This window comes from Photobacterium kagoshimensis (genome assembly GCF_050337045.1).
Taxonomy (GTDB): domain Bacteria; phylum Pseudomonadota; class Gammaproteobacteria; order Enterobacterales; family Vibrionaceae; genus Photobacterium; species Photobacterium kagoshimensis.
In genome coordinates this window covers 27,067-52,387 of sequence record NZ_JAKJSO010000025.1, presented here as the reverse complement: position 1 = coordinate 52,387, position 25,321 = coordinate 27,067, and the positions used below count along the sequence as shown (strand labels likewise).

Sequence of the window (25,321 nt, the reverse complement as noted above, 5' to 3'; positions counted from 1 at the left end):
CCTTATAGGTCGTCGATGTAACCTAAGCTACGCAATGCACGTTCGTCATCAGCCCAGCCAGATTTCACTTTAACCCAAAGCTCTAGGTACACTTTACGCTCGAACAAGTCTTCCATATCAATACGGGCTTCACGGCCGATGACTTTCATCTTCTCACCGTTTTTACCGATCACCATTTTCTTCTGGCCTTTACGTTCAACCAGAATCAAACCATTGATATCAAAACCGTTAGTACGTGGGTTGAAATCAAAACGCTCGATCTCAACCGTCACAGAATACGGCAGTTCTTCGCCCAAGAAACGCATCAGTTTTTCACGGATGATTTCTGACGCCATAAAGCGCTGAGAACGGTCAGTCACATAATCTTCAGGGAAGTAATATTCACCTTCAGGGATATGGTCACGAACAATTTTCTCTACCGTATCAACGTTAGTACCGCTTTTCGCTGAAATAGGCACAACATCAACAAAGTCCATTTTCTTAGACAGTGCATCTAGATGCGGGAATAAGTCGCCTTTTTCTTTAACGTTATCAACTTTGTTGATCAACAGTACTGTTGGTAACTCACTTTTCTTAAGCTTGTTCAGTACCATTTCGTCATCAGCAGTCCATACGGTGCCGTCAACCAAAAACAATACTAGCTCGACATCGGTCAATGAACTGCTTGCTGCGCGGTTCATCAAACGGTTAATGGTACGTTTTTCTTCAATGTGAAGCCCTGGGGTATCCACATACACCGCTTGGTAACCGTCACGGGTATCAACACCCATGATACGGTGACGCGTCGTTTGAGGCTTACGTGAGGTGATCGAAAGCTTCTGACCGACTAAGCGGTTTAGTAGCGTTGATTTACCTACATTCGGTCGGCCTACAATGGCAATAAAGCCGCAATGTTGTTTATCTGTCATGATTCCAACTGCTTAAGCGCAATTTCTGCTGCTGCCTGCTCTGCCTTGCGCCGACTGCCGCCTTTTCCGATTACAGGTTTATCCAAACCTGTTACTTCACACTGCACGGTGAACTCTTGGTTATGAGCTTCACCCTGAACCTTAGTTACAGTATATGCTGGCAGCGGCAAACGACGCCCCTGTAAGCATTCTTGCAGGCGTGTTTTTGGATCTTTTTGGTTGATACCCGGCTTGATCGTTTCAAGGCGTGATTGGTACCAGCTTAAAATGATGCCGCGAACCACTTCGATATCACTATCTAAGTAAATCGCACCGATGATCGCTTCCACACAGTCAGCCAAGATTGAATCGCGACGGTAACCGCCACTTTTCAATTCACCTGGGCCAAGTAGCAGGTGATCACCTAAATCAAACTCACGACCTAGCTCCGCCAACGTTTTACCACGTACTAGCGTTGCACGCATGCGGCTCATATCACCTTCGTCCACTTCTGGGAAACGGTGGTACAAGTCATCTGCAACAACAAAACTCAAAATTGAGTCACCTAAAAATTCTAGGCGTTCGTTGTGCGTACCATTAGCGCTACGGTGCGTCATCGCTAAGGTCATCAGGTCTAAATTATTAAATTGGTAGCCCAGCTTACGCTGAAGTCTATTTGCAGGAGATGTCATTTTATCTCGATCAGTTTATGCCACCGACACGACTAAAGCGTACGTCGGTAGGAATCCAAGAAGGTAGTGCACTGTCTGCACCTCGTTCAAACTCAAAGCTGATCCAGATCCCGACCGCCTTGCCCACTAGGTTCGCTTCTGGCACGAATCCCCAGTAGCGGCTGTCAGCACTGTTATCGCGGTTATCACCCATTACAAAATACTGGCCTTCAGGCACAACCCACTCACTCACGCCTGGGCGCGGTTGATATGCTAACGTGCGGTCACGTTTAAGTGGGTGAATCAAAATTTGGTGCTCTACGTCACCAAGTTTCTCATTCAGTTGTACGAGTTGTGTCATGCCTTGCTGGAACTCACTGTCTACCATATTGGTCAGTGGTACTGGCTGGCAATCCGAGGTGCCTTTAGCTGCAATACAAATTTGTTTGTTTGCGCTATAGCGAACGGTATCGCCCGGCATACCAACAACACGCTTAATGTAATCGATGCTTGGTTGAGGTGGGTATTTAAATACCACTACATCGCCACGCTCTGGCTCACCCGTTTCAACCAATTTATGGCGGAAAACAGGATCGCGTAACCCGTAGCTAAACTTCTCAACCAGAATAAAATCCCCAACGAGTAACGTCGGCATCATAGAGCCGGATGGGATCTGGAACGGCTCATAAATAAATGAGCGAAACACCATTATTAGTGCGATAACCGGAAAAAGCGAAGCCGTTTGCTCCACCCACACCGGTTGTGGTGCAACGGTATTAAGAACTTCAGCATCTATCTCATCGCCCGCATTGGCTGCAGCTGCATCAATTTTTAATTGACGTTTTGGCGCCCAGACAAACTTATCCAATGCCCAAACGATACCAGTAACCAAGGTTGCCAGTACCAGAATTAACGAAAACATATTTGCCATTATAATCCCTAATCGTTGAACCTACTTTGCGAACCGCAAAATAAAACAGTGAGTAAGCCCCATCATTTTGCAGCCTTACTCAAAGGTAAAGAGAAAGCATAAGTTTAAACATCTAAACTCAGACTTTCTCTTTTAATTAATAAAAACCGCTAGTTAACAACATTGCCTTGCAATGCATTAGCTGGATTCTTATTTATCTTTACCCACATGCAAAATAGCAAGGAAGGCTTCCTGAGGCAGTTCGACGTTACCGATCTGCTTCATACGTTTCTTACCTTCTTTCTGCTTCTGCAGGAGTTTCTTCTTACGACTGATATCACCACCGTAACATTTAGCGATTACGTTTTTACGTAACTGCTTCACTGTTGCGCGGGCAATGATCATGCCGCCAATGGCAGCCTGAATCGCAATATCAAACATTTGACGAGGAATGAATTCCTTCATCTTGTCGACAAGGTCACGACCACGGCCATTTGCGTTATCTTTGTGCGTAATAATTGCTAGTGCATCAACACGTTCGCCATTGATCATAACATCAACACGTACCATGTTAGAGATGTCGTAGCGCTGGAAGTTGTAATCCAGTGATGCATAACCACGCGACGTCGATTTCAGACGATCGAAGAAATCAAGTACCACTTCCGACATCGGAATGTCGTAAGTTAGCGCAACTTGGTTACCGTGGTACACCATATCTACCTGCATACCACGCTTCTCGATACATAAGGTAATAACGTTACCTAGGTATTCAGATGGTACAAGAATGTTACAGCGTGCAATTGGCTCACCGATGGTTTCAATATCATTTACTGCTGGTAGCTTAGATGGGCTATCAACGTAAATTGTTTGACCGTCGGTTTTCTCAACTTCGTAAACTACTGTTGGTGCAGTAGTGATTAGCGCTAGGTTGTATTCACGTTCTAGACGTTCTTGGATGATCTCCATGTGGAGCATACCCAAGAAACCACAACGGAAGCCAAAACCTAGAGCCGCTGAACTTTCTGGTTCGTAGAACAATGACGCATCATTAAGGCTAAGTTTGCCTAGTGCATCACGGAAGTTCTCATAATCATCAGAAGAGACAGGGAACAGACCAGCATAAACCTGAGGTTTCACTTTTTGGAAACCCGGTAGCGGCGCTTCACAGCCATCTTTAGCCAGTGTAATGGTATCACCCACAGGTGCACCTAGGATGTCTTTAATACCACAAACAACCCAACCTACTTCGCCAGTATTTAGCTCTTGTGTGTCGATTTGTTTTGGCGTAAAGATACCAAGGCGATCAATGCCCCAAGTTTGACCTGTGCTCATCATTTTGATTTTAGCGTTTTTCTTCAGTGAGCCATTTTTCACTCGAACCAAAGAAACCACGCCTAAGTAGTTATCAAACCATGAGTCAATGATCAGCGCTTGTAGCGGTGCATCAGGATCACCTTCAGGTGCAGGGATGGCGGTAACGATGTTTTCAAGAACATCATCAACACCTAGGCCTGTTTTCGCCGAACAACGCGTTGCATCTAACGCATCGATACCTACGATATCTTCAATCTCTTCCGCTACACGCTCTGGATCAGCAGCTGGCAGGTCAATCTTGTTCAAGATTGGCACCACTTCCAGATCCATTTCCATTGCGGTGTAACAGTTTGCTAGTGTTTGAGCTTCAACGCCCTGACCAGCATCGACCACCAGCAATGCACCTTCACAGGCAGCAAGTGAACGTGAAACTTCGTAAGAGAAGTCAACGTGTCCTGGGGTGTCGATAAAGTTTAATTGATAGGTTTCGCCATCTTTTGCTGTGTAATCAAGGGTTACACTCTGTGCTTTGATAGTGATACCGCGTTCGCGTTCAAGATCCATGGAATCCAAAACCTGAGCAGCCATTTCACGATCGGAAAGGCCACCACAGACTTGAATCAAGCGGTCGGATAGGGTCGACTTACCATGGTCGATATGTGCAATAATCGAAAAATTACGAATGTGCTTCATGAATTGACGTGACTAACTCGTGATTGAATGAATGGGATCTCGCGATCAAGTTGACGGATTCTACCGAATTTCCCGCCTAGTCGCTATCCTTGCTTGCTGCATTTATTACGCTATCGTTGGATATTTGAGCCCCTAGCACTCGAATTAAGCTCGGTGTATAGGCTGACTGCCCTTCGATGCGCTTAGCGACATGCCTTGCAGTGGCTAAACCTAACGCTGCACTGACACTCGCTAAAACAATCACACCCAACTCACCACCCGCGGCTAAATCAACAAATACCCACTGCCCAATAATGGTACCCGCTATTAAAAAGAGTAGCGGAAGTAAATAAACCAGCAAGGCTGAACTCAGCATACTTTGCTCTGCCAAGCCAATTTCAACCACATCGCCAACCGAAATGGGCTCTTGCGTTTCAATCGTAAGTTGATGTGCTCGACCAGGAATCGCTTTCGATACTATCCCCGTGCCACAGCTATCACGAGATGCGCAGTGGCCACAACTGGTTTGTTGTTGACAGCTGACGGTAATCGCGTTGGCTTCAACTGCAATTACCGTCGCTAAAGAGCGCATCATTGGACTTTTTCCGCTTTCGCAGGAGGCTGCCCTGTAAAGGCGACCGATTCAGCAACACGGCGCGCTGTTGCTGGCGGAATATCACCAACTACAGTGACCTCGACATTGCCTTTCATATAGCTGTGCAATGTTCGACGTCCTTGACGTACTAGCTGCTCCCGTACCGTAAAGCCATCAGCCTCACCGACATAAATAGAGAAGCTAAACAGACCATCGCTGAACATTTTGCTTTCAACTGGGCGTTCCGTCATCAACAAACGATGACGATTTCGAGAGACCGATTCAAACCCTTGCGGTAACCATTTCACCTGCCAACCCAATTCAGCTTGCGGTTGTGGTGGCAATTGCACCACAACAGGTCGCTCAACCGATACCAAGCGCTTTTTGAGCACTTCGCTAATTTTCGGGTTTACCACATACGATACCGCACGGTATTGCTCTAATGGCTCACCGTCACGATCGAGTAAATCAGCTCGCATCACTAAATTGTTATGGTTAGCGACCCAAAGTAGATACGAATAACGGGTACCATCTTTGGGCGCAATACGCACCACATCACAAGCGACACCCGCTTCTCGCGCACGTCCCATGGAAATGAAATCGTAATTAGCGGCTAAATCATCAACATCAACTTTCATCATCGGCGGCAGTGGTGCCACCATTTTGTTGCTGTCGATAGTGAAAGCATCTAACCCTGGTTCAAAGTAGCTTACTTCGCTGCCCCGCTGGATCACTTCTCGCGGTGGGCCGCTTAAATACACCAACTGAGCAAAGGTTTCGCCATCGATTTGCGCATGACTGTAGCGCAATGGCTCAATGCTGTTTTTCTTAATAAGAATGTACGACAACTCATAGCTAAGCTCGCGGCTTGCTACGTCCATCTGATGCAACAAAGCCTCCGCAGAAGAAACGGCGTCTTCAGCGGAGGCTTGCCATGGCATCATCAGGCTGACCAGTGTCGCCGCACCGACCAGAAATTTTTTCATTTATCCGCCATTAGGTCGCAGTAACCAACCGTCGTTCGTTACTGCTCAATCTAAATTACTGATTATTTAATAACGAACGATCAATGCTGCCGTCTTCAGCGTTAAGGCGTAACTGCAATTCATAATCTTGCAGCATGGCATTAATGCGACGACGTTGCTCCATAATCTGAGCTTCGCTTGGTCCGTTATTGTGTGCTGTGCGTACGCTATCTCGCGTTAAACTCACAGGCTCGGCAGTACCCGAAAATGGGACTGTTGGCAGTACTGACAGCTGTGACTCAGATGCCATCTCGATAGATGCACCATCATCGCCGCCATTGTATTGCTGAACCCCAACAATCACTGCTAACGATACACCTGCTGCCATCGCCACTTGACCAAATTGGGTTAACCAAGTAGGTAAGGTACGGCGCACTTCGCGTGGGCTAGGTTGAGACTCAGGGATCTCGCGAACCGTTTTCAAGTCAACCACAGGCGCAATATCATCGGCCGTTTCAAGCCTTGTATCAGCACCAGTATGGGCGGGTTCGGCTTCAAGCGCTAATGCGACACTCCCGGCAATATTCCATTCTTTGCACTGAGGTGCATCACCACGCATGACATCACCAATAAGGTTGAAGTCTTGCCAGGCTTGCTCGCTCTCTGTATCGACTGTCAGCGCATTAATAATGCTCTGATCTAAATCTTCGCCATCTAATAATGCCGAAATTTTTTCTTTATCAGCCATCTTTTTTCACCGTTTGGCTCAACATTAATGTTGCATCAAAGGACGGATGCGTTTTTCGACCGCTTCTCGCGCTCGGAAAATACGTGAACGTACTGTACCAACAGGACACCCCATCACCTCTGCAATTTCCTCGTAACTTAGACCATCCAGTTCACGTAACGAGATTGCGGTTTTGAGATCATCAGGTAGCCCTTCAATAGTACTAAACACAACCTGCTTTAATTCTTCAGACAACATATGGTTCTCAGGGTTCGATATTTCTTTTAACGCACTGCCACTTTCATAGTATTCCGCATCTTCTGCATCAACATCGAAAGCGGGCGGACGACGGCCCTGAGCCACTAAATAATTCTTCGCAGTATTAACAGCGATACGGTAAAGCCATGTGTAAAAAGCACTTTCACCTCGAAATGTCGGTAACGCTCGGTACGCTTTAATAAACGCTTCCTGCGCCACGTCTGGCACATCACCAGAATTACTGACATAACGAGAAACTAAGTTACACACCTTGTTTTGGTATTTCACAACCAATAAGTTAAAGGCTTGCTTGTCACCGCGTTGTACTCGCTCGATTAATACCTGATCAGTTTGCTGCTCGCTCATTCGAGCGGTTACTCCTATATCTGTCTTGCACTCGTGCATCACTTTATTGACAACAAGTGAATACCAATACTTCTACAGTTGCCTCACATAAGTTTCGGCGCTAAAGCCAAACTTCCTATCAACCCAAACCACACGGGTAGCGGCAATATAAAAGCATTTATGAACATGAGCACAATTTAAGACTTGCTGAACTAGGTAAAGTTCCCAAAGATAAAAAATAATTTCTCTACAATAATGCGCGATTTTTTTATCACGGTGGCGCAAAATACCACCAGTATACAAGGTTACACCGCCGATGAATCATCTCACATCAAGATTATTCGATGATAAGCATCATTCATAATAAAGATGCAGCAGGCAAAAGCTGAAAAATGGAATGCAATACCATGTGAGTTTTCTCACGCTGAATAACAACGCAGTTAATACATTAACCTGCTTATGGTTTGACGGCACTTCCACCACAATGAGTGTGGTTTGATTCACATAGTTACGCATATTGGTATACCATTATGCGGATTGCCACAGGGATATGAAATTAATATGAACGAAATTCGTGAACATCAGTGCGATGTACTCGTTATTGGTAGCGGAGCCGCTGGTTTATCATTAGCGTTACGCTTAGCACCATTAGGTAAAGTCATCGTACTGAGCAAAGGACCTCGCAGCGAAGGGGCAACATATTATGCTCAAGGCGGTATCGCAGCCGTTTTCGACGAATCAGACAGTGTTGAATCACACGTTGAAGACACGCAAATTGCAGGGGCACACCTTTGTGACGAAGACGTGGTTCATTTTATTGCCGAAAATGCAAAAGAGTGTGTGCAATGGCTGATTGATGGCGGTGTGCCATTTGATCAAGAAGAATCAGATGATGAAGAACCGCGTTACCATCTAACCCGCGAAGGCGGCCATAGCCACCGTCGCATTCTTCATGCCGCTGATGCAACAGGCATGGCAGTGCAAAATTCACTGCAAGACAATGTCTTAAACCACCCCAACATTGACGTGCTTGAGCGCCATAATGCACTCGATCTCATCACCAACCAGAAACTCGGTAACACCGATGAGCCAAACCGTATTTTAGGGGCTTATATCTGGAACCGTGATGTTGAAGTCGTCGAAACTGTACGCGCCAAATTTGTTGTGCTCGCCACAGGTGGCGCTTCCAAAGTCTATCAATATACCTCAAACCCAGATGTCTCATCGGGTGATGGTATTGCTATGGCATGGCGCGCAGGATGTCGAGTGGCAAACTTGGAATTTAACCAATTTCATCCAACCTGTTTATTCCACCCAGAAGCCCGAAACTACTTACTGACCGAAGCACTCCGTGGTGAAGGTGCGTACTTACGTCGTCCTGACGGTAGCCGTTTCATGTTAGATTTCGATCCTGAGCGTGCAGAGCTAGCTCCTCGCGATGTGGTTGCCCGCGCTATCGACTTCGAGATGAAGCGGTTAGGGGCCGACTGTATGTACCTCGACATCAGCCACAAACCCGCCGATTTTGTCACGAAACATTTTCCAACTATCTATGACAAATTACTGACTTTCGGCATTGATATCACCAAAGAGCCGATCCCCATTGTACCCGCAGCGCACTACACCTGTGGCGGTGTCATGGTCGATAAAGAAGGCCGAACTGATCTCGATGGCCTATATGCCATTGGTGAAGTGAGTTACACCGGCTTACATGGTGCTAACCGCATGGCATCTAACTCACTATTAGAGTGCGTGGTGTATGCGTGGGCAGCGGCGGAAAGCATCACTCAACAATTTAATGATGTCGCACTGCCTGATCACTTACCGCGTTGGGATGAGAGCCAAGTAAATTGCTCCGATGAAGAAGTCGTGATCCAGCATAACTGGCACGAATTGCGTCTGTTTATGTGGGATTACGTGGGCATTGTGCGTTCAACCAAGCGTTTAGAGCGTGCCATGCGCCGTATTCAATTACTTAAGCAAGAGATCCACGAGTACTACAGCGAGTTCCGAGTTTCAAACAACTTACTTGAGCTACGTAACTTAGTTCAAGTGGCCGAGCTAATGGTGCGCTGTGCGATGGAACGAAAAGAGAGCCGCGGCTTACACTACACCTTAGACTACCCAGAGGTAGATACGGAAGCAAAGCCAACGATTTTAACACCTGATCAGCCTTGCTAATCCAGGCTTTCACGCCATAAAAAAGCCCAGTTGGTTCTTCATTTTGAAGTAACACCAACTGGGCTTTTCTGTTTCTATCCGTTACGGTTTTCTATCAAGCTTGGTACTGAGCAATCGCTCTTGCTAACCCTTGCGCTTGATCGGCCACAGCATTAGCCGCTTGTGCATTCTCATGCGAAATTTCTGCATTCGATGTTGTGATATCACGGATCACAGTTACATTCTGTGCCACTTCATTTGAGACATGCGATTGCTGCTCAACAGCCGTTGCTATCTGAGTACTGGTATCCATAATAGCCTGCATATCCCCCATGATTTGGCTAATTTTTTGCTCGGCACTATTCACTTGATCAACACTCATATCACCTTGCTCACGACAACGACCAATATGCGCAACGACCTGCTCTGTCTGCCCTTGAAGCGAGCCAATAATGGTGGTGATCTCTTCCGTTGATTGACGGGTACGTAACGCTAAGGTTCGCACTTCATCGGCCACAACGGCAAAACCACGGCCTTGTTCACCGGCACGCGCCGCTTCAATGGCCGCGTTCAGCGCCAACAGATTGGTTTGCTCAGCAATACCTTTAATCACATCGAGTACCGAACCAATGTTGTCAGAAAGGCCCGATAAGTTGGCAATTTCATCGTTGGTTTGCGCAAGCTCATCCGACAGCTGGCGAATACGCGTTTTAGTGGTACTGACTTCTTGCAGCCCTTCGGTAGCACCCTGGTGGCTGCTATGGGCATTGCCCGCTGCCGTTTCAGTATTCATAGAAATATCGCGAATGGTGACCCCCATCTCTGTCACCGCCGTCGCAACTGAATCGGTTTCCGCTTGCTGCTGAGCCATTGCACTTTCGGTATCACGGCTACGGCGTTGAAGCTGCTCAGAAGCCGCCCCCAGCTCAGTGATTGCGGTCTGAACATCACTCACTAATTGGCGAAGCCCCGTTAGTAAATAATTGAAGTTAACGGCCATATCACTGAGCTCATCATCACCCGATTCATCCGCTCGACGCGTTAAATCATGGCTAGTAGCAATGCCTGACATCAAGGTACTCATCGCGCTGATCCGCTGCTGAATCGACTGGCTAATAAACATTGAAAGTGCAAGCAACGCTGCAATCACAACCAACACCGCAATAATCGTCACAGTCATGATACTTTGGCGTTGGCTTTCCGCAATTTCACGCAGCTGCAGTGACATCTCGTTGAACGCTTGCTCAAGTTGATGTGACTGCTGGCGAATATCACCACGTAAGCCCGATTTATGATCTAACCCGATCACTTTATTCTGCGCGAGCACCTGCTCTAGCGCAGTATTAAACGCCACCAACGGCGCTTTCACTCGCGCACCAACTAATGCGAGTTCTTGCTGGTAAGCCGTTTGGTAATCTTGGTAATACGCTAAGTTTTGGGTTGCAGTAAACAGCTTGGCATCTTGGATTAATGAAAAAATAGCTTGGGCATCAAGCTGACGTGAAGCACTTTGCTGTAGCGCTTCAGCAGCTTGTTCAAACGCGAGATTCAGGCCTTGCTGAGAGGTCAACCCTAGCACTTGATAGCCGGAAATCACCGCCATCATCCCTTGCTGATAACGTTGAATAAACTGCGGCAAGGTGTTCATATGATCCAGCTGAATATCCAGCGCTACCACATGTTGATTAAGGTTGGTGAATTGTTGTTCAAATAACGCCGTGTTTTTATTAAATGTATCTTGGTATTTCATATCGAAACGAGCAAGAAAGTCTTTTTCATTTCGACGTAAATTGAGCAAGGTTACTTCCAATTCACTTACCGTCAGTGTGGCGTTATCTATGGCTGCCACACGCTCGTTAGCAAACCAACTCAATGTTAATGATAACAATAAGGCACTAACGGAGATCCCCGTTAAACCTAAAAGCTTATGTTTAATTTTCATAGTAATGGCCCTTCGGAATGCTCAAGCTTATTTATTGATATAGTTGTAATAAGAGGTGCTATCGGCCAAGACAGATAAAGGTTTAACGTTATTTAGCCACCACCTTCGCCGCTAATCCTTTCAGGAGGCGCAAGATAAAAACGCATCAAGTTTGATACGCAACAAGCTTATTTGAAGGTGATAATACTGCGGATATATAAAGAAAGTGTTCGAAAATCATGATCACAGCAGCAACAGCGATCAATCACAAAATATTGCTGCGTTTTATATTGCTGTGTACACGCTGGAAATGTCACGATAAAAACAATGAGGTAACTTGTTTGTAATGGGATCTGTGTCAATTGCCCCGCTTGACGCTCTTGACCTCGCTGCCAACGGATATCGCCATACTCATTGATGTGTAAACGGCCTTGTTGTTGCCACAAGGTATTGGTATGAGACAACCACTCGGTCAGTAACCCATCAAGAAATAGAGCTGCAATCAAGCCTGCGGTCATTGAGTGACTAGCGACAATACAAAGAAAAATAGCCACACATACATAAGTGATATGCAGTGCAGCCATTTGGTATCTAGAGGGGAAAATCGAAAGATTAACGAAGTTTGCTGTCGTTAAGGGCAATAATTTTATCCACCATAGCAGCATGAGCCGGATTTTCACTACGACCGTGCTTCATTACCCACATAAATAAGTCGGGATCGTCACACGTAAGCAAAGAGATAAAGTCACGCTGCTCTTGCTCTGGTAATTCATCAAAGCACTCTTCAAAAAACGGCATGATAATGACATCTAATTCAAGCATGCCGCGGCGACAAGCCCATTTAACACGTGCTCTTTCATCTGCACTGATCATGTTCAACCTCAATGTTCAACTTGGTTGTTAATTTTAGCGATATAGTACCAGTCACCAATAGCCGCTACTATGCGCAAGGACAAGCAATCTGCCAAGATGAGAGCTGTATCTGATCGATAGCTGACAAATCCCCCTTAGCCCATTACCATAGCAACATATACTTCATTATTGTGATTACGTCCGCCAGCAACATGCCGCGGCCCAACGTGGTTACCCAAACTGTGGAAACGCCTTATGAGCACTTGGTCAAATGCTTTCAATTTTGAACATCTTCCAGTAGCTAGCAGCGATGCTCTACCCGCTTTATCCTTGGTCGATCTCTCTGATTGGTCACTGGTTACTTTAGTCGGCGATGACAAAAAATCGTACCTACAAGGTCAAGTAACCTGTGATGTCGTCACACTCGAACCGAGCCTATCAACACTCGGGGCACATTGTGATGCAAAAGGAAAAATGCGCACGATTTTCCGTCTATTTCACCACCAGCAAGGTTATGCCTTACTGCAACGAAAAAGCATCATGGCAACCCAACTGCCTGAACTGAAAAAATACGCGGTATTTTCTAAAGTTGAGATTGAAGAAGGGCAAGATGTGTTGCTGGGCCTATGCGGTGACCAAGCGCAAGCGGTTATCGATCAGCACTTTGCAGGCAGCGACCAAGTTCGTTCATTTGAAGGTGGTACTGCCGTTCAAGTCGATGCACAGCGTTGGTTAATCGCCGTTGCACCAGAGCAAGCTGATGTGCTGGCTAGCCAACTGGCAACCAACGCTCAATTGGTCACAAGTCCACTGTGGGATCTGTACGATATTAAGGCTGCACTGCCTCGTATTGAAGCAGCAACTGAACTTGAATTTGTGCCACAAGCTACGAATTTACAAGCCGTTGGTGGCATCAGCTTTAAGAAAGGCTGCTACGTGGGCCAAGAAACGGTAGCACGTGCTAAATACCGCGGGACCAATAAGCGTGCCATGTATATTGTACAAGGTGATACAGAACAATGCCCGCAAGCAGGTGATGCTTTAGAGCGTAGTGTCGGTGAAAACTGGCGCAAAGGCGGCACGATTATCGCGGGTTACCAATTCTCAGATAACCAAGCCATTGCCCTCGTGGTACTGCCAAATGATCTTGATGAAGATACCCAGTTTCGCTTAGCCGCGCAGCCAGCTAACCTATGGGCAACACAAGCACTACCTTACTCGTTGGAAGATGAATAACACCATGTCAGTTACACAAACCGCTGTGATTCAATTACTCGAAGCAGAAGGCGTGGAATATCGCCTTCTACCACACAGTAAGCCAGCAAAAACCATTGAAGAGGCCGCCCAAGAACGGGGCGTCGATCCCCAGCAAATGGTGAAATCGATTCTGCTGCGTGATATGAGTGGCTTTCATGTATTAGCCTGCGTACCAGGGCCTGCGCAAGTCGATCCGAAAAAAGTCCGTGATATTTTTGGTTGTCGCCGCATGACCTGTGCTGATGCAACTGATGTCGAAAAAGTCACTGGGCTTGTGATAGGTACGGTTGCACCCATTGGGCTGAAAAACCCACTGCCCCTTATTTTTGATCAAAGCATAGAGCAACATGAGCTGGTCAATATCAGCAGTGGCGATCGTATGGCAGGAGTTGAACTCAGCAAAGATGATCTACTGATCTTGTGCGATCCTATGATGGCCGACATTTGCCGTTAAACGCATCGACAATCAATCGTGATAGCCAAGTAAGTACTAAAGTGAATAAAGGGAATCCATGAAGTCGATTAACTGGCGCGGTGTAGATCTTAATTTATTAGTCGCGTTTTCCGCACTAATGGAACACCGCAGTGTAACGCGAGCAGCAGATAAACTGTCTATCGGTCAATCCGCAATGAGTCATAATTTATCGCGCTTGCGTCAACTGTTAGGCGACCCTTTATTCGAACGTCAGGGGCACCTTATGGTGCCGACCGCGCGGGCCGTCGATCTTGCGCCAACGGTTGATACCATTTTGGCGATGATCACCAATCAAGTTTTGCAGCCAGAACGCTTTGTGCCAGATGATTACACTGGCACTTTTACGATTGGCTTGACCGATTATGCAGAACTGCTTTTTGCTCCTGCACTGTTCGATACTTTGCAGCAGCTCGCTCCACAGTGCCACCTCAGTTTTTGTAATATTGATCGCCATAATTACCTCAATGCCTTTAACGACCGTCATGTTGATATCGTGATTGGGTCCATGCGCACGGATAGTAAAGAGCTCGATAGCCAATACTTATATACCGAAGATCACGTTTGTCTGTTTGACAGTAATGCAACAGGATTAAGTGCTCCGGTTAGCCTCGCGCGCTATATCATTACACCACATGCGCTGGTCTCTCCCGATGGGGTATTGTGTAGCGGTATTGATAAACAACTGGCCGACCAAGGCTTTCAGCGTCATATTGCACTGGGATCGCGCAACTTTTTGACTATTCGCCACTTACTCACAGGCCGAAACTTGATCTGCGTGGTGTCGCGCTTAATGGCGCAACTCGATATTTTTAATGATCAATTGACGCAGTGCCCGCCCCCCGTCGACATTGCCGATTTCGACATTAACTTGCTGTGGCAACGCCGTAATAGTGAAAACCCTAAACTCACTTGGTTACGCCAAGTCGTACAAGACACAGTTACGGAACGCGTCCATGCGTTACGCCAACGCCAATAATCCGCTATTGTGCTGAAGGCTTAGCAGAAGGTTCTTGGATCTGATACAACTTATGGGTATCACACACTTCTTCACAGTCGCATTCTTTATCGATACCGACATTGGCTAAGCCACCACAACTACCAGCAATCGTCTTCTTCTTCACAATCCAACCAATCGCCATAGCCGCTATCACGCATAAGAAAACAGCCAAGGTTAATAGATAAGTCATTCGTCACTCCTTTATTTAAGCTTGATACGACTAAGACCAGGCAAACGTGACATGGTATTCATCACCATACCAATTTTAGGTGTCGCTGCTTTCTTGCTACCACAACCACAACCGCAATCACCTTTTTCTCGTTTGCATGGGCGGCCTTGCTCAGCTGCCGTTAAGTTAAGTTTACTTGCCGTGCCTGCCAGTACATCACTCACTGGCGTGCGAGCCGCAACTTGGCTCACAACAAAGCCAGCCTGTAATAAGCGAGCAAGTGAGCGCTGACCAATACTGCCTAACACAATTTCTTGTACACCAAGCTCGCTAAAGCGGCGCTGAAGCTGTTTCTTATGTTTACAACCTATCGCTTTGCTGCCGCTATTTGTCATGCGTTCGATCAGCTGACCTTGCGCGTCGTACACTACAAATTCAGGGGCTTTACCAAAATGGCCTGCCACGTTATTCGCTGCATTTACAGCTATTGCTCGTAACATTTCGTGATTCTCTCTGATTCAATCTTATTGACTAAGAATTGGGTTATTAAATTATTCTTTATTATTCGCAGCTTGCTTGTCTGCTAACGGTGCTGACTGCAGCTCTAACGCCATGCCTTCAACTAAGGCTTGGGCTATTTTTTTGCGGGCTGAGGCTAAAATGTTCCCCAACGTTTGACGAGAAACACCTAACTGCTCTGCGGCAGGTTGCTGCTGCAAACCCATCAAGTCCACCAGCCGAATCGCTTCTAACTCATCAGCGGCAAGCTGATGATGAGATAACTCGGACATAGGCACACCATTAGGTTTAAAGCAGCTATAGGCTGGTCGGCAACCAATGCGACGAGCGAGTTTAGGTCGAGCCATCATAACTCCTTTAGTTATTGGCATATGCTAACAACCCATTATTAGCATATGCCAATAACCTTGTATTGATCCAAAACAAATCAACTGCTAATACCAGTTAGTAATAACAGCACAAAATACTAGATAGCATCACTGGCTAATCCAGAGGTGTTCAAACATTAAACAAGCAAAATAATCAATAAGCATAAATAAGCTATCAAAATAGTAGGTAGGCCATTTTTTATTCCTTACAAAACAATAGCTAAGCTTTGGATAATATGCAGAAGCGCTAAACTATTCATCTCTCATATCCATTGGTTAAATTACAACCTCCACAGAATAATTAACTGCAAGTTAAAATATGAACAAATAAATAAACCAATCAATAGATAATAATAAACGCGTTATGCTAATTCAGTCACAAAAGTGAAATGTGTGTTGTTTTATAATGGCTGCGTTCGAGACCAATGGAAGGTTAGTTTTTTATGCGAATGTTCAAACGTTACATGCCAAAGCTTGTCGCAAAGCACGTTAGTCGTTTATTCAGCGGCCGAGTTTATATAGATGGCCGTGGCGGGTATGAATTTAACAATGGATTGTTACTGGTACCGGTAAAAGCGCAACAGCGTCATTACCAGACAGTGAATGAAGTGAATCAGGAGATTCGCCGTATTCGCGTGTACTAGCAGAAACTGATACATAGTTTAAGCCCACTTATATCGTGGGCTTTTTTGTCTCTGCGATAGTGCTTACTCTGATTCATCAATAAGATCTTGATAACGCTCTGCGTCAATCAATTCGTCCAACTCTCCCTCATCGTCACACTTCACTTTAAATAGCCAACCATCGCCATAGGGATCACTGTTAACCAACTCAGGCGACCCTTCCAGATCTTCATTCGTATCAATCACAATCCCCGTTAAGGGGGCATAGATATCAGAAGCGGCTTTTACTGATTCAGCAACAGCACACTCTTCTCCCGCATCGGTAGCGGCATCGACTTCAGGAAGATCAACAAACACCATGTCTCCGAGCAGAGACTGGGCATGATCGGTCAACCCTATGGTGTACACCCCATCACCTTCATCGCGGATCCATTCGTGTGTATTGGTAAAAAGCAATTCAGTCGGCACATAACTCATGGCTAAATATCCTTATGAAAACAGCCCGCAGCCTATGCCAAAACGCGCTGTATATAACTGAGGAGTTAAGTACGTTATTCACACATAAACGCACTGATAATGAATGTAGATGAAAAGTGCTAACTTAGACAAATTTGTTCAGGAAAATAGAAATACCGCCCTAAAAAAACCGCCATACTGATCCCAGTATGGCGGTTATATTTGTTTGTATTCTATTTGACGATTAGCGGTGCTTCGCAAGTTCAGGTAATGCACCTGATAACCCTAATGCACGACGCATAAATTCATCTTTGACACCTGGCGCACTATTCGCAATCAACATACCCAAATCACGCACCAATTTTTTAGCTGGGTGACTGCCATCAAACAGATCACGGAAAGCCTGCATCGCGGTGATCATTTTCGCCGCTTCAGTTTTACGCCAGCGTTCGTAATCACGCAAATTGGCACGCTTACCAATATCTTGCTCTTTTAGCCACAAGGCTTTAATTTCTTGAGCTAAGCTCGCCGCATCCAACAAACCAAGATTGACACCCTGTCCTGCTAATGGGTGAATGGTATGAGCAGCATCTCCCACCAGCGCAATACGTTCACGAACAAAATCTCGGGCATAACGCATTTTTAGAGGAAATGCCTGACGATCACCTTCGACCCGACATAAGCCAAGTTTATTATCAAAGGCAACGGTCAGCGCCTTATTAAACTCAGCATCACTTAATCCACATAACTCCTGCGCTTTTGCGGGTGATACCGACCACACAATCGAGCAGAGATCAGGTTCGTGCAAAGGTAAAAACGCTAATGGCCCTTCAGGACGAAAAACCTGACGAGCAGTATTATCATGCGGCTCAGTACAACGAATATTGGCTACAATCGCACTGTGGCCGTAATCCCAATGTGTTAAAGGGATCGACATTTGATTGCGCAACCACGAATTCGCGCCATCTGCGCCCACCACCAATTTAGCGGTAAGGCTTTGGCCTGACTCTAGGCTCAGCCACGCTTCAGTTTCACCCAAAGCGATCGTATGACAGCGCGCTGGCGCTAACAAGGTCACGTTACTTAGCTGTTTTACCCGATCAAGCAAGGCAAGTTGGATCACGCGATTCTCAACAATATGCCCAAGATCAGGCTGAGCGAGACGCGTAGCATCAAAATCAATGCTGGCAAAGCTATCTTGCTCCCACACCTGCATTTTTGAATACGGTGCAAAGCGACGCGCTTCAATACCCGGCCAAGCGCCTACGCCACGTAAAATACGCTCACTGGCGCGGCTTAACGCCGAAACTCGTACATCGGGTAGATCGGCTAATTCAGGTTCAGGTAACTGGCCTTCAATTACCGCCACTCGTAGCTCGGTATCCGCTAGCGCAGCTGCGAGCGTTAGCCCAACCATTCCACCGCCAATAATGGCGACATCAACACTTTGCATCATTATTATCTTTCTACCTGTCCCATGGCACGCCTAACCAGCGGTGCTTGTAATGTATCAACAGCACTCATGGCCATTAAACCTAAATTACGTCCTGCCACTAATGGTAAACAATCATTGGCAAACAGCCCGACCAAGCCTGCCGTCATGTTAATAGTGGCTTGACGATCGGGCTGACGGCGTTGACGGTAACGACTCAGCATCGCAGTACCACCAATATCGCGGCCTTGCTCGAAAGCCGCCACAATTTCTTCTGCCAGTGTCATGACATCACGCAGTCCAAGATTAAAACCTTGTCCAGCTATCGGATGCAACGTTTGCGCAGCATTACCCACAACGGCGACACGGTGCGTCGTTATGCGTTTCGCCTGACGAAGTAACAGAGGATATGACGCACGTTGACCTGTTTTAACCAGCGCCCCTAAACGCCAACCAAAGGCTTGCTGAAGTTCAGCGAGAAATTCACTGTCACTCCAGCTCATCACTTGGTGATGATGCTCAGGTTTAACACACCACACCAAAGAGCTACGCCCTTCAGACATTGGCAGTAAGGCAACGGGACCATAAGGGGTGAATCGCTCAAACGCGCGGCCTTGATGTGGCTCAGATGTCGTCACATTAGCAATGATCGCCACTTGCTCAAAATCATGCTCATCGCGCTCAATACCCAGCATGTCGCAGCAACCAGATAAGGCACCATCGGCCGTTACCAATAGCGATGTTGCGATTTGATCACCTGAACTGAGCGATAGCATGACACTTTGCTGCTGGCGTTCAATCGCCACTATGCTACTCGGACAATACAGAGTAACTTGCTGGCACTCGGTTAAGTGTTGATGAAACACACGACCAGCATCAGCCAGTTCAATCACATAACCCAAGGCCTCAACGGCTTGTTGCTGCGCACTTAGGCGAACAATGCCGGCATGACCACGATCAGAGACATGAATATCAGAAATAGCGGTCGCCTCTGAGCGTAAGGTTTGCCATACGCCCACGGTGTCTAATAATGCAGCAGTCCCCAAGGATAACGCGATACAACGCGAATCATACCCTGGGTGGCTGTCTAGCTGAGGTTCGACTGCTTCTACCACCGCCACCCTCAAACCTTGCTGGCTGAGGGTGTCGAGTGCAATCGCTAGCGAGGCTCCCGCCATCGCACCACCGGCAATCACGACATCAAAGTGCTTCACATTCATCCCTTACTTCAAATTTGGATCAGTGTAACGTTGGCTCATCATCCGCAGGCATACCTGGAATGTTTGGTTGTTCAACCGAATCAGGACGTTGGCCTAAACCAACTAAACAGCTCAACACACACTCAGGCACATAAGCAATGATCTGCTCAAGCAATTGCGCTTGTTCATCCATGTCTTCATCTTCGTTAATGCCAAGCTGTGCAATTTCTTCCAGTGCAGCCACGGCATCGGTAACATCAGGGGTAAGCTCGGCTTTTTTCATCCCCATCAAGCCCATGCCTGAGATGAAATTAGTTACCCACTCACTCAATGCTTCCGCGCGCACTTCAAGCTCTTCGCTTTCTGCTGGCAGTAACAGCGACACTTCAAACTGACTTTCAGCTAACTCAGCCGCTGTCGAGGTAAATAAAACTTGGGCCATGCTGTGCAATTCGCCAGAAGCGGCATCGAACACTTGGCGCACAGTAGCTTTGGCACTGTCTAGTAATGGCTCACCTTGGTTAGCATAATCGCACACTGCAGCGACCCAACTTTCGTCGGATACGGCTAAACCACCACAAATCATTCCCATCAATAAGCCATGCAGCTCAGACGGCGACACAGCTAAACCGTGATTTTTCAGTTCACTATCAAGAACATTGTAAGCGGGTAGTTTTGCTTCACTCATGCGGTGATTACCTTATCTAGATTGGCGTAAATCGTTATTATGGTATGCTACCACTTATACCTTGCGGCATAAATAACGAGGGTGACCCCAGTTGTGATTGAGCTATCATCACGGCCCTTGTTTGGGTGATGTTTACACCAGACTGCCTATTAACTGAGTAGTCAAACGGTGCTAAGCCGCAAAGCACAGTGTACAGACTTGCATGTTGAAAGGGCTTTATTCTATATTGACTCCCTATCGCAAGCAGGGTGTAATTTACAGACACGCTGACACGGATCAGATAAGAGACTTTATGAGTAATCAGGCAGTTGAAATCAAAATTTTAGGTCGTACCTTAAAGGTAAACTGTCCTACGGGCCAAGAAGCGGCGCTTATTGCTGCAGCCGAAGATTTTGACCTGCGGCTGAAAACTTTATCTGAGCGCACCAAAGTCTCTAATCCAGAACAACTTTTAATGTTCGCGGGGCTTAACATTTGCAGTGAATTGCATAGTGAGCGTCGAGAAATAGACAATAAAGCCGATGATTTATCCAATCGAATCAGCCAATTAGCAGAAACGTTAGATAAAGCATTGCAAAATCAACCAAAGCGTTGATAATGAATTGACCCTGGGGTGTTCGTGAGTGAATCAACGTCCCCGAGCCGATAAGCAAATACCCAGGATTGGCTTTTTTATTAGCTATTGAGCATGCTCAGCCCGACTGAGAAGCCTACGGTTAATGTTGCCGGTCCACCTTGAACATCTGGTTCAAGGGCTTAGATTTACCACGGCACCTTGGGGCATACCTTCTAGATCGCGTTCTTGCTTTACCAATTCATTTTCGTCATTGGATGACCTATGAGTTCAACGGTTACACGCTCGCCTCGACAATTAATCCGTCATCAAGTACGCACTCAGCGCCAAGCACTCACTACGAATCAACAAGCTCAGGCCGCTCAGCTACTGCTGCAGCAATGCCAACAATCCCAACATTTTGCTCACGCCCAGCATATCGCTTTGTATTTATCGAATGATGGTGAAATTGATACCCAACCCGTGATTGATTGGCTGTGGCAACAACAAAAGCAGGTCTATTTACCTGTGCTGCACCCGTTCAGTAAAGGGCATCTTTTATTTCTTCACTACACCAGCACCACAGTGATGCAATCAAATCGCTACGGTATCCAAGAACCCGTCCTTGATCTTCGCCTGGTCAAACCCGCTGGTGAATTAGATCTTATTTGCACCCCACTGGTTGCTTTTGATCGCACAGGTCAACGCCTTGGGATGGGCGGCGGTTATTACGATCGAACGCTGTCACCTTGGCATCAATATCGACTCCACCCTTACCCTCTTGGGCTTGCTCATGATTGCCAACTTGTCGAACAGCTTCCTCATGAAACCTGGGATGTGCCACTACCTACCATCATTACTCCTGGCCATATATTTACCTGGCCAACCGCATAAAACCACCACCAGTAGCACGAAACACCCCCGAAAAAGCAAACGTTTGGCTCAGTATTGAAAAAATTCCACCCGCTAAGTCTCTGTATTACAAAGCTGTCTTGGTTTTTATTGGTGAAACAGAGACATAGGTCAACATTTTCTCCTGACGAAGTTCACACTGTTAGCTATAATCAGCGCTCCCAACGCTCGTCATCATTACGACCAGGAGATAAAGCATGACTCAAGATGAAATGAAAAAAGCTGCCGGCTGGGCTGCACTCGATTACGTGAAAAAAGGCAGCATTGTCGGTGTGGGCACTGGCTCAACCGTTAATCACTTCATTGATGCTCTTGAATCGCGCAAAGAAGAAATCAAAGGTGCTGTCTCTAGCTCTGTAGCCTCAACCGAACGCTTAGAGAAGATTGGTATTCCTGTATTTGATGCAAACGAAGTATCAAGCCTTGATGTTTACGTTGATGGCGCAGACGAAATCAATGGCGATTTCGACATGATCAAAGGCGGCGGCGCGGCACTAACACGTGAAAAAATCGTGGCGGCTATCGCGAAAAAGTTCATCTGTATTGTTGATGACACCAAGCAAGTTGATGTACTTGGCCAATTCCCACTACCGGTTGAAGTGATCCCTATGGCTCGCTCTTTCATTGGTCGAGAGCTGGTTAAGCTAGGCGGCGACCCGGTTTACCGTGAAGGCTGTGTAACAGACAACGGCAACATCATTCTTGATGTTCACAACATGAAGATCACAGACGCCAAAGACCTAGAGCAGAAGATCAATGCCCTACCAGGTGTAGTAACAGTAGGCTTGTTCGCTGCTCGTGGTGCTGACGCACTGCTTGTTGGTAGCCCTGAAGGCGTGAAAAAATTCGAAAAGTAACCGTATTCCCGATACGTTATGTTGCTTGATTACAAAACGGCGCCCTCTGCGCCGTTTTTTATTCAATTTTTTGTAATATTCTTACCCTTATTGATTATTTTTTGATACGTTATTAACCAATATACGCTTTCAAGCTAGGCTTTATAGTATCGAGCTAACCCAATAGCTCCCCTGCAACCTACTGATATTTGTTGTTTTACTGCTATTTTGCAGATGCTTGCCGTATTTACGTATTATGCCCTAGCGGCTATAAGCAGAATAATTAGCGAACTCTGACTTCACTTGCGTTTTTAAGGATAAGAACCCCATGGATAACGTTTCACTGGATAAAGAAAAAATCAAAGTGCTTCTACTCGAGGGCCTCCACCCTTCAGCAATTGAAGTGCTTCAACAAGCGGGTTACACCAACATTGAGTACCATAAAGGCTCTCTAGCAGGTGATGAGCTAATCGAAGCGATCAAAGACGCACATTTTGTTGGGATCCGCTCGCGCACCCAACTGACTGAAGAAGTGTTTGCTGCAGCGAAGAAACTCGCGGCTGTTGGTTGTTTCTGTATTGGTACTAACCAAGTTGAACTTGAGTCAGCAACTCGCCGTGGTATCCCAGTATTCAATGCCCCATTCTCTAATACCCGTAGCGTGGCTGAACTCGTACTCGGCGAAATCTTATTGCTACTGCGCGGCATTCCAGAAAAGAACGCGAAAGCCCACCGCGGTGAGTGGTTTAAATCCGCCGATGCCTCCTTTGAAGCCCGAGGTAAACGCCTTGGTATTATTGGTTACGGCCACATTGGGACTCAATTAGGTATTTTGGCTGAGAATCTCGGGATGCGGGTGTACTTCTACGACATTGAAAACAAACTCTCGCTGGGTAACGCCACCCAAGTCTTCTCGATGAGCGAGCTACTCAACAAATGTGATGTGATCAGTTTGCACGTACCTGAAACGCCTGAAACCCAAGATATGATGGGCGCAGAAGAGTTTGCCCGCATGAAGCCAGGCTCTATCTTCATTAATGCCGCCCGCGGCACTGTGGTTGATATTGACTCTTTGTGTAGCGCACTTGAAAGCAAGCACCTTGCAGGCGCAGCGGTTGATGTATTCCCTGTTGAGCCTAAAACCAACAAAGACCCGTTTGAGTCACCACTCATGCAATACGATAACGTATTACTCACACCACACATTGGTGGTTCAACCCAAGAAGCTCAAGCCAATATCGGTCTTGAAGTCGCGGGGAAACTGGCGAAATACTCAGATAATGGCTCAACTTTATCGGCGGTTGGTTTCCCAGAAGTATCATTACCGGAACACCGTGACTGTGCTCGCTTGTTACACATTCACGAAAACCGACCTGGCATTCTGAACCAAATTACGACCATTTTCGCTACCGAAGGCATTAACATCGCGGCACAGTACCTACAAACAGGGGCTGAGATTGGTTATGTGGTGATTGATGTTGAAACGGAACGCTCTGCTGAAGCGCTTAGTAAACTCAAGCAAATCGAAGGCACCATTAGAGCGCGAATTCTGCACTAAGATCTAAGTAAAAAACAGAACGCTAAATAGCAAAAGGCCGCACACTAGTGCGGCCTTTCTTCATTCTGTTTCGTGTTTAATATTCAGATTAATCAACCAGCTTAAATACCACGTCCACGCTGTCTTTAATCACTAACTGATCATTTTGATAGCTCTCAGCGGCATCATTCGCCGAGTAAGATGCCATACGTGCTTGGGCGTAATAAGGCTGCACATTTTGGGTCAGGTAGGTAATTTTCCATACCCCCTCTAAACTTTCCCCGAAGCCACTTGCGACCGATTCTGCTTTTGCTTTGGCATCTTTAATCGCCGCTAACCGTGCTTGTTGTTTAATCTCAGCTTCTTTACTGCTTTTCAGCTCAATATTCTGGATTCGGTTAATGCCATCAACCAAAGACCCATCAAGGTAAGTATTTAACTTCGCAAGCTGATGGACCGTTACTGTCACTTGACGGTTCGCACGATAGCCAATCAATTTAGGCTCTTTATTTTTAGGGTACGTATATTCTGGGTGCAATGAAATATTGGCGCTCTTAATATCTTCACGTTTCACACCTTGTTTCTCTAAACGCGCCATGAAAGCAACAACCGCTTTATCAACCGCTTGCTTTGCTTCTTTTGCGGTTTCACGCTTTTCGGCAACTTCAACATGCAAGATAGCCATATCTGCCGTGACAGTCACTTCACCGTTGCCTTGAGTAACCAGGTGCGGAAATTCCACATCAGCCGCAGATACACTCGTTGAAAGTAATGCTGTCGCACCAAGTACAGTGGCCAGTAACGTCTTTTTCATTCTATTTCTCCTACAAGCATGAATATGTCTTGGACAACAAATATTAGGAATCATCCTAACGAGACAATACTCTAGCAAAGCATTTTAAATCTGAACAGTGTTTTATTGTAAATTTACGTCAAGATGCACGAACTATAGCAGCAAGTATTGCAGCAAAACTCCCCGAGGTTGTAAAAACCCAAGCTAAAACGCGGTATCGATCTAGCGCT

28 protein-coding genes and 1 other RNA gene are annotated in these 25,321 nt (G+C 46.4%); 10 read left to right on the top strand and 19 right to left on the bottom strand.

What is annotated here, in order from left to right:
* Window positions 1-2: 2 nt before the first annotated feature.
* The 8 genes from era to rpoE all read right to left on the bottom strand — a co-directional run bounded on the left by era (window position 3) and on the right by rpoE (window position 7,365).
* Window positions 3-908, bottom strand: a complete 906-nt coding sequence (era, locus tag L4C35_RS20600) for a GTPase Era (protein WP_428464665.1) — start codon at window positions 906-908, stop codon at window positions 3-5.
* A complete protein-coding gene (gene rnc, locus L4C35_RS20595) occupies window positions 905-1,579 on the bottom strand; it encodes a ribonuclease III (protein ID WP_428464664.1) in 675 nt (224 codons plus the stop codon). Before rnc ends, era begins: the two co-directional genes overlap by 4 nt.
* A gap of 10 nt (window positions 1,580-1,589) precedes the next feature.
* A complete protein-coding gene (gene lepB, locus L4C35_RS20590) occupies window positions 1,590-2,489 on the bottom strand; it encodes a signal peptidase I (RefSeq protein WP_428464663.1) in 900 nt (299 codons plus the stop codon).
* 189 nt (window positions 2,490-2,678) lie between these two features.
* The gene (lepA, locus tag L4C35_RS20585) at window positions 2,679-4,475 is read right to left on the bottom strand and encodes a translation elongation factor 4 (protein WP_428464662.1); all 1,797 of its coding nucleotides are present in this window, start codon (window positions 4,473-4,475) and stop codon (window positions 2,679-2,681) included.
* A 76-nt stretch (window positions 4,476-4,551) separates the two neighbouring features.
* Window positions 4,552-5,049 (bottom strand): SoxR reducing system RseC family protein, encoded by a 498-nt coding sequence (locus L4C35_RS20580; RefSeq protein WP_428464661.1) that lies wholly within the window; start codon window positions 5,047-5,049, stop codon window positions 4,552-4,554.
* A complete protein-coding gene (gene rseB, locus L4C35_RS20575) occupies window positions 5,046-6,035 on the bottom strand; it encodes a sigma-E factor regulatory protein RseB (protein ID WP_428464660.1) in 990 nt (329 codons plus the stop codon). The genes L4C35_RS20580 and rseB overlap by 4 nt, the downstream gene beginning before the upstream one ends.
* 55 nt (window positions 6,036-6,090) lie before the next feature.
* Window positions 6,091-6,762: an RseA family anti-sigma factor gene (locus L4C35_RS20570; RefSeq protein ID WP_428464659.1), complete on the bottom strand. Its 672-nt coding sequence runs from the start codon at window positions 6,760-6,762 to the stop codon at window positions 6,091-6,093.
* A 24-nt stretch (window positions 6,763-6,786) separates the two neighbouring features.
* Window positions 6,787-7,365, bottom strand: coding sequence for an RNA polymerase sigma factor RpoE (gene rpoE, locus L4C35_RS20565; RefSeq protein WP_048900578.1), 579 nt, complete (start codon window positions 7,363-7,365; stop codon window positions 6,787-6,789).
* A gap of 540 nt (window positions 7,366-7,905) precedes the next feature.
* On the opposite strand from rpoE, the gene nadB reads away from it, so the two are divergent.
* A complete protein-coding gene (gene nadB / locus L4C35_RS20560; RefSeq protein WP_428464658.1) occupies window positions 7,906-9,525 on the top strand; it encodes an L-aspartate oxidase in 1,620 nt (539 codons plus the stop codon).
* A gap of 94 nt (window positions 9,526-9,619) precedes the next feature.
* On the opposite strand, the gene L4C35_RS20555 is transcribed toward nadB, so the two are convergent.
* The 3 genes from L4C35_RS20555 to L4C35_RS20545 form a co-directional block, all read right to left on the bottom strand.
* Entirely contained in the window at window positions 9,620-11,446 is a 1,827-nt protein-coding gene (locus L4C35_RS20555; RefSeq protein ID WP_428464657.1) for a methyl-accepting chemotaxis protein, read from the bottom strand.
* A gap of 167 nt (window positions 11,447-11,613) precedes the next feature.
* Entirely contained in the window at window positions 11,614-12,009 is a 396-nt protein-coding gene (locus L4C35_RS20550; protein ID WP_428464656.1) for a protein YgfX, read from the bottom strand.
* Window positions 12,010-12,037: 28 nt separating this feature from the next.
* Window positions 12,038-12,298, bottom strand: coding sequence for an FAD assembly factor SdhE (locus L4C35_RS20545; RefSeq protein ID WP_428464655.1), 261 nt, complete (start codon window positions 12,296-12,298; stop codon window positions 12,038-12,040).
* A gap of 234 nt (window positions 12,299-12,532) precedes the next feature.
* Here L4C35_RS20545 and ygfZ point away from each other — a divergent pair, with 234 nt between their 5' ends.
* Genes ygfZ through L4C35_RS20530 form a run of 3 tightly spaced genes read left to right on the top strand, consistent with a single transcriptional unit; the run spans window position 12,533 to window position 14,985 of the window.
* Window positions 12,533-13,513, top strand: a complete 981-nt coding sequence (ygfZ, locus tag L4C35_RS20540; RefSeq protein ID WP_428464654.1) for a tRNA-modifying protein YgfZ — start codon at window positions 12,533-12,535, stop codon at window positions 13,511-13,513.
* On the top strand, window positions 13,506-13,988 hold the full coding sequence (locus L4C35_RS20535) for an aminoacyl-tRNA deacylase (RefSeq protein ID WP_428464653.1): 483 nt from the start codon (window positions 13,506-13,508) through the stop codon (window positions 13,986-13,988). The genes ygfZ and L4C35_RS20535 overlap by 8 nt, the downstream gene beginning before the upstream one ends.
* A 58-nt stretch (window positions 13,989-14,046) precedes the next feature.
* Window positions 14,047-14,985 (top strand): LysR family transcriptional regulator, encoded by a 939-nt coding sequence (locus L4C35_RS20530; protein WP_428464652.1) that lies wholly within the window; start codon window positions 14,047-14,049, stop codon window positions 14,983-14,985.
* A 4-nt stretch (window positions 14,986-14,989) separates the two neighbouring features.
* Here the strand turns inward: L4C35_RS20530 and nqrM are convergent, their stop codons facing one another.
* Genes nqrM through L4C35_RS20515 form a run of 3 tightly spaced genes read right to left on the bottom strand, consistent with a single transcriptional unit; the run spans window position 14,990 to window position 16,041 of the window.
* A complete protein-coding gene (nqrM, locus tag L4C35_RS20525) occupies window positions 14,990-15,196 on the bottom strand; it encodes a (Na+)-NQR maturation NqrM (protein ID WP_428464651.1) in 207 nt (68 codons plus the stop codon).
* Window positions 15,197-15,207: 11 nt separating this feature from the next.
* On the bottom strand, window positions 15,208-15,675 hold the full coding sequence (locus L4C35_RS20520; protein WP_428464650.1) for a NifB/NifX family molybdenum-iron cluster-binding protein: 468 nt from the start codon (window positions 15,673-15,675) through the stop codon (window positions 15,208-15,210).
* Window positions 15,676-15,726: 51 nt separating this feature from the next.
* Entirely contained in the window at window positions 15,727-16,041 is a 315-nt protein-coding gene (locus L4C35_RS20515) for a DUF134 domain-containing protein (RefSeq protein WP_428464649.1), read from the bottom strand.
* Window positions 16,042-16,505: 464 nt separating this feature from the next.
* On the opposite strand from L4C35_RS20515, the gene L4C35_RS20510 reads away from it, so the two are divergent.
* The gene (locus L4C35_RS20510) at window positions 16,506-16,706 is read left to right on the top strand and encodes a DUF1107 domain-containing protein (RefSeq protein ID WP_428464648.1); all 201 of its coding nucleotides are present in this window, start codon (window positions 16,506-16,508) and stop codon (window positions 16,704-16,706) included.
* Between the two features lie 63 nt (window positions 16,707-16,769).
* Here L4C35_RS20510 and gcvH read toward each other — a convergent pair whose 3' ends face one another.
* The 4 genes from gcvH to L4C35_RS20490 form a co-directional block, all read right to left on the bottom strand.
* Entirely contained in the window at window positions 16,770-17,153 is a 384-nt protein-coding gene (gene gcvH, locus L4C35_RS20505; RefSeq protein ID WP_428464684.1) for a glycine cleavage system protein GcvH, read from the bottom strand.
* A 232-nt stretch (window positions 17,154-17,385) separates the two neighbouring features.
* Complete coding sequence (locus L4C35_RS20500) at window positions 17,386-18,597, bottom strand: FAD-dependent 2-octaprenylphenol hydroxylase (protein ID WP_428464647.1); 1,212 nt, start codon at window positions 18,595-18,597, stop codon at window positions 17,386-17,388.
* Window positions 18,598-18,599: 2 nt separating this feature from the next.
* Window positions 18,600-19,793, bottom strand: a complete 1,194-nt coding sequence (gene ubiH, locus L4C35_RS20495) for a 2-octaprenyl-6-methoxyphenyl hydroxylase (RefSeq protein ID WP_428464646.1) — start codon at window positions 19,791-19,793, stop codon at window positions 18,600-18,602.
* Window positions 19,794-19,812: 19 nt separating this feature from the next.
* Window positions 19,813-20,460 carry a UPF0149 family protein gene (locus L4C35_RS20490; RefSeq protein ID WP_428464645.1) on the bottom strand — a complete coding sequence of 216 codons (648 nt, stop codon included), beginning with the start codon at window positions 20,458-20,460 and terminating at the stop codon, window positions 19,813-19,815.
* Window positions 20,461-20,752: 292 nt separating this feature from the next.
* Here L4C35_RS20490 and zapA point away from each other — a divergent pair, with 292 nt between their 5' ends.
* From zapA to serA, 5 genes are all read left to right on the top strand, one after another.
* On the top strand, window positions 20,753-21,055 hold the full coding sequence (gene zapA / locus L4C35_RS20485; RefSeq protein ID WP_428464644.1) for a cell division protein ZapA: 303 nt from the start codon (window positions 20,753-20,755) through the stop codon (window positions 21,053-21,055).
* A 7-nt stretch (window positions 21,056-21,062) separates the two neighbouring features.
* A non-coding RNA gene (gene ssrS / locus L4C35_RS20480) (6S RNA) lies at window positions 21,063-21,246 on the top strand.
* A gap of 52 nt (window positions 21,247-21,298) precedes the next feature.
* A complete protein-coding gene (locus L4C35_RS20475) occupies window positions 21,299-21,907 on the top strand; it encodes a 5-formyltetrahydrofolate cyclo-ligase (RefSeq protein WP_428464643.1) in 609 nt (202 codons plus the stop codon).
* A 215-nt stretch (window positions 21,908-22,122) separates the two neighbouring features.
* Window positions 22,123-22,782: a ribose-5-phosphate isomerase RpiA gene (rpiA, locus tag L4C35_RS20470; protein WP_428464642.1), complete on the top strand. Its 660-nt coding sequence runs from the start codon at window positions 22,123-22,125 to the stop codon at window positions 22,780-22,782.
* Between the two features lie 307 nt (window positions 22,783-23,089).
* Window positions 23,090-24,319, top strand: a complete 1,230-nt coding sequence (gene serA, locus L4C35_RS20465; protein ID WP_428464641.1) for a phosphoglycerate dehydrogenase — start codon at window positions 23,090-23,092, stop codon at window positions 24,317-24,319.
* Between the two features lie 88 nt (window positions 24,320-24,407).
* Here serA and L4C35_RS20460 read toward each other — a convergent pair whose 3' ends face one another.
* The gene (locus tag L4C35_RS20460) at window positions 24,408-25,112 is read right to left on the bottom strand and encodes an oxidative stress defense protein (RefSeq protein WP_428464640.1); all 705 of its coding nucleotides are present in this window, start codon (window positions 25,110-25,112) and stop codon (window positions 24,408-24,410) included.
* Window positions 25,113-25,321 lie beyond the last annotated feature (209 nt).

What these genes read in the sequence shown, in the direction of transcription:
- L4C35_RS20580 (WP_428464661.1), bottom strand. Translation starts at nt 5,049, where the DNA reads ATGATGCGCTCTTTAGCGACGGTAATTGCAGTTGAAGCCAACGCGATT.
- ygfZ (WP_428464654.1), top strand. Translation starts at nt 12,533, where the DNA reads ATGAGCACTTGGTCAAATGCTTTCAATTTTGAACATCTTCCAGTAGCT.
- rseB (WP_428464660.1), bottom strand. Translation starts at nt 6,035, where the DNA reads ATGAAAAAATTTCTGGTCGGTGCGGCGACACTGGTCAGCCTGATGATG.
- L4C35_RS20545 (WP_428464655.1), bottom strand. Translation starts at nt 12,298, where the DNA reads ATGATCAGTGCAGATGAAAGAGCACGTGTTAAATGGGCTTGTCGCCGC.
- L4C35_RS20500 (WP_428464647.1), bottom strand. Translation starts at nt 18,597, where the DNA reads ATGATGCAAAGTGTTGATGTCGCCATTATTGGCGGTGGAATGGTTGGG.
- L4C35_RS20550 (WP_428464656.1), bottom strand. Translation starts at nt 12,009, where the DNA reads ATGGCTGCACTGCATATCACTTATGTATGTGTGGCTATTTTTCTTTGT.
- lepB (WP_428464663.1), bottom strand. Translation starts at nt 2,489, where the DNA reads ATGGCAAATATGTTTTCGTTAATTCTGGTACTGGCAACCTTGGTTACT.
- serA (WP_428464641.1), top strand. Translation starts at nt 23,090, where the DNA reads ATGGATAACGTTTCACTGGATAAAGAAAAAATCAAAGTGCTTCTACTC.
- nadB (WP_428464658.1), top strand. Translation starts at nt 7,906, where the DNA reads ATGAACGAAATTCGTGAACATCAGTGCGATGTACTCGTTATTGGTAGC.
- L4C35_RS20570 (WP_428464659.1), bottom strand. Translation starts at nt 6,762, where the DNA reads ATGGCTGATAAAGAAAAAATTTCGGCATTATTAGATGGCGAAGATTTA.
- lepA (WP_428464662.1), bottom strand. Translation starts at nt 4,475, where the DNA reads ATGAAGCACATTCGTAATTTTTCGATTATTGCACATATCGACCATGGT.
- L4C35_RS20460 (WP_428464640.1), bottom strand. Translation starts at nt 25,112, where the DNA reads ATGAAAAAGACGTTACTGGCCACTGTACTTGGTGCGACAGCATTACTT.
- L4C35_RS20535 (WP_428464653.1), top strand. Translation starts at nt 13,506, where the DNA reads ATGAATAACACCATGTCAGTTACACAAACCGCTGTGATTCAATTACTC.
- era (WP_428464665.1), bottom strand. Translation starts at nt 908, where the DNA reads ATGACAGATAAACAACATTGCGGCTTTATTGCCATTGTAGGCCGACCG.
- L4C35_RS20490 (WP_428464645.1), bottom strand. Translation starts at nt 20,460, where the DNA reads ATGAGTGAAGCAAAACTACCCGCTTACAATGTTCTTGATAGTGAACTG.
- L4C35_RS20555 (WP_428464657.1), bottom strand. Translation starts at nt 11,446, where the DNA reads ATGAAAATTAAACATAAGCTTTTAGGTTTAACGGGGATCTCCGTTAGT.
- rpoE (WP_048900578.1), bottom strand. Translation starts at nt 7,365, where the DNA reads ATGAGCGAGCAGCAAACTGATCAGGTATTAATCGAGCGAGTACAACGC.
- L4C35_RS20515 (WP_428464649.1), bottom strand. Translation starts at nt 16,041, where the DNA reads ATGGCTCGACCTAAACTCGCTCGTCGCATTGGTTGCCGACCAGCCTAT.
- L4C35_RS20475 (WP_428464643.1), top strand. Translation starts at nt 21,299, where the DNA reads ATGAGTTCAACGGTTACACGCTCGCCTCGACAATTAATCCGTCATCAA.
- rpiA (WP_428464642.1), top strand. Translation starts at nt 22,123, where the DNA reads ATGACTCAAGATGAAATGAAAAAAGCTGCCGGCTGGGCTGCACTCGAT.
- zapA (WP_428464644.1), top strand. Translation starts at nt 20,753, where the DNA reads ATGAGTAATCAGGCAGTTGAAATCAAAATTTTAGGTCGTACCTTAAAG.
- L4C35_RS20510 (WP_428464648.1), top strand. Translation starts at nt 16,506, where the DNA reads ATGCGAATGTTCAAACGTTACATGCCAAAGCTTGTCGCAAAGCACGTT.
- L4C35_RS20520 (WP_428464650.1), bottom strand. Translation starts at nt 15,675, where the DNA reads ATGTTACGAGCAATAGCTGTAAATGCAGCGAATAACGTGGCAGGCCAT.
- nqrM (WP_428464651.1), bottom strand. Translation starts at nt 15,196, where the DNA reads ATGACTTATCTATTAACCTTGGCTGTTTTCTTATGCGTGATAGCGGCT.
- L4C35_RS20530 (WP_428464652.1), top strand. Translation starts at nt 14,047, where the DNA reads ATGAAGTCGATTAACTGGCGCGGTGTAGATCTTAATTTATTAGTCGCG.
- ubiH (WP_428464646.1), bottom strand. Translation starts at nt 19,793, where the DNA reads ATGAATGTGAAGCACTTTGATGTCGTGATTGCCGGTGGTGCGATGGCG.
- rnc (WP_428464664.1), bottom strand. Translation starts at nt 1,579, where the DNA reads ATGACATCTCCTGCAAATAGACTTCAGCGTAAGCTGGGCTACCAATTT.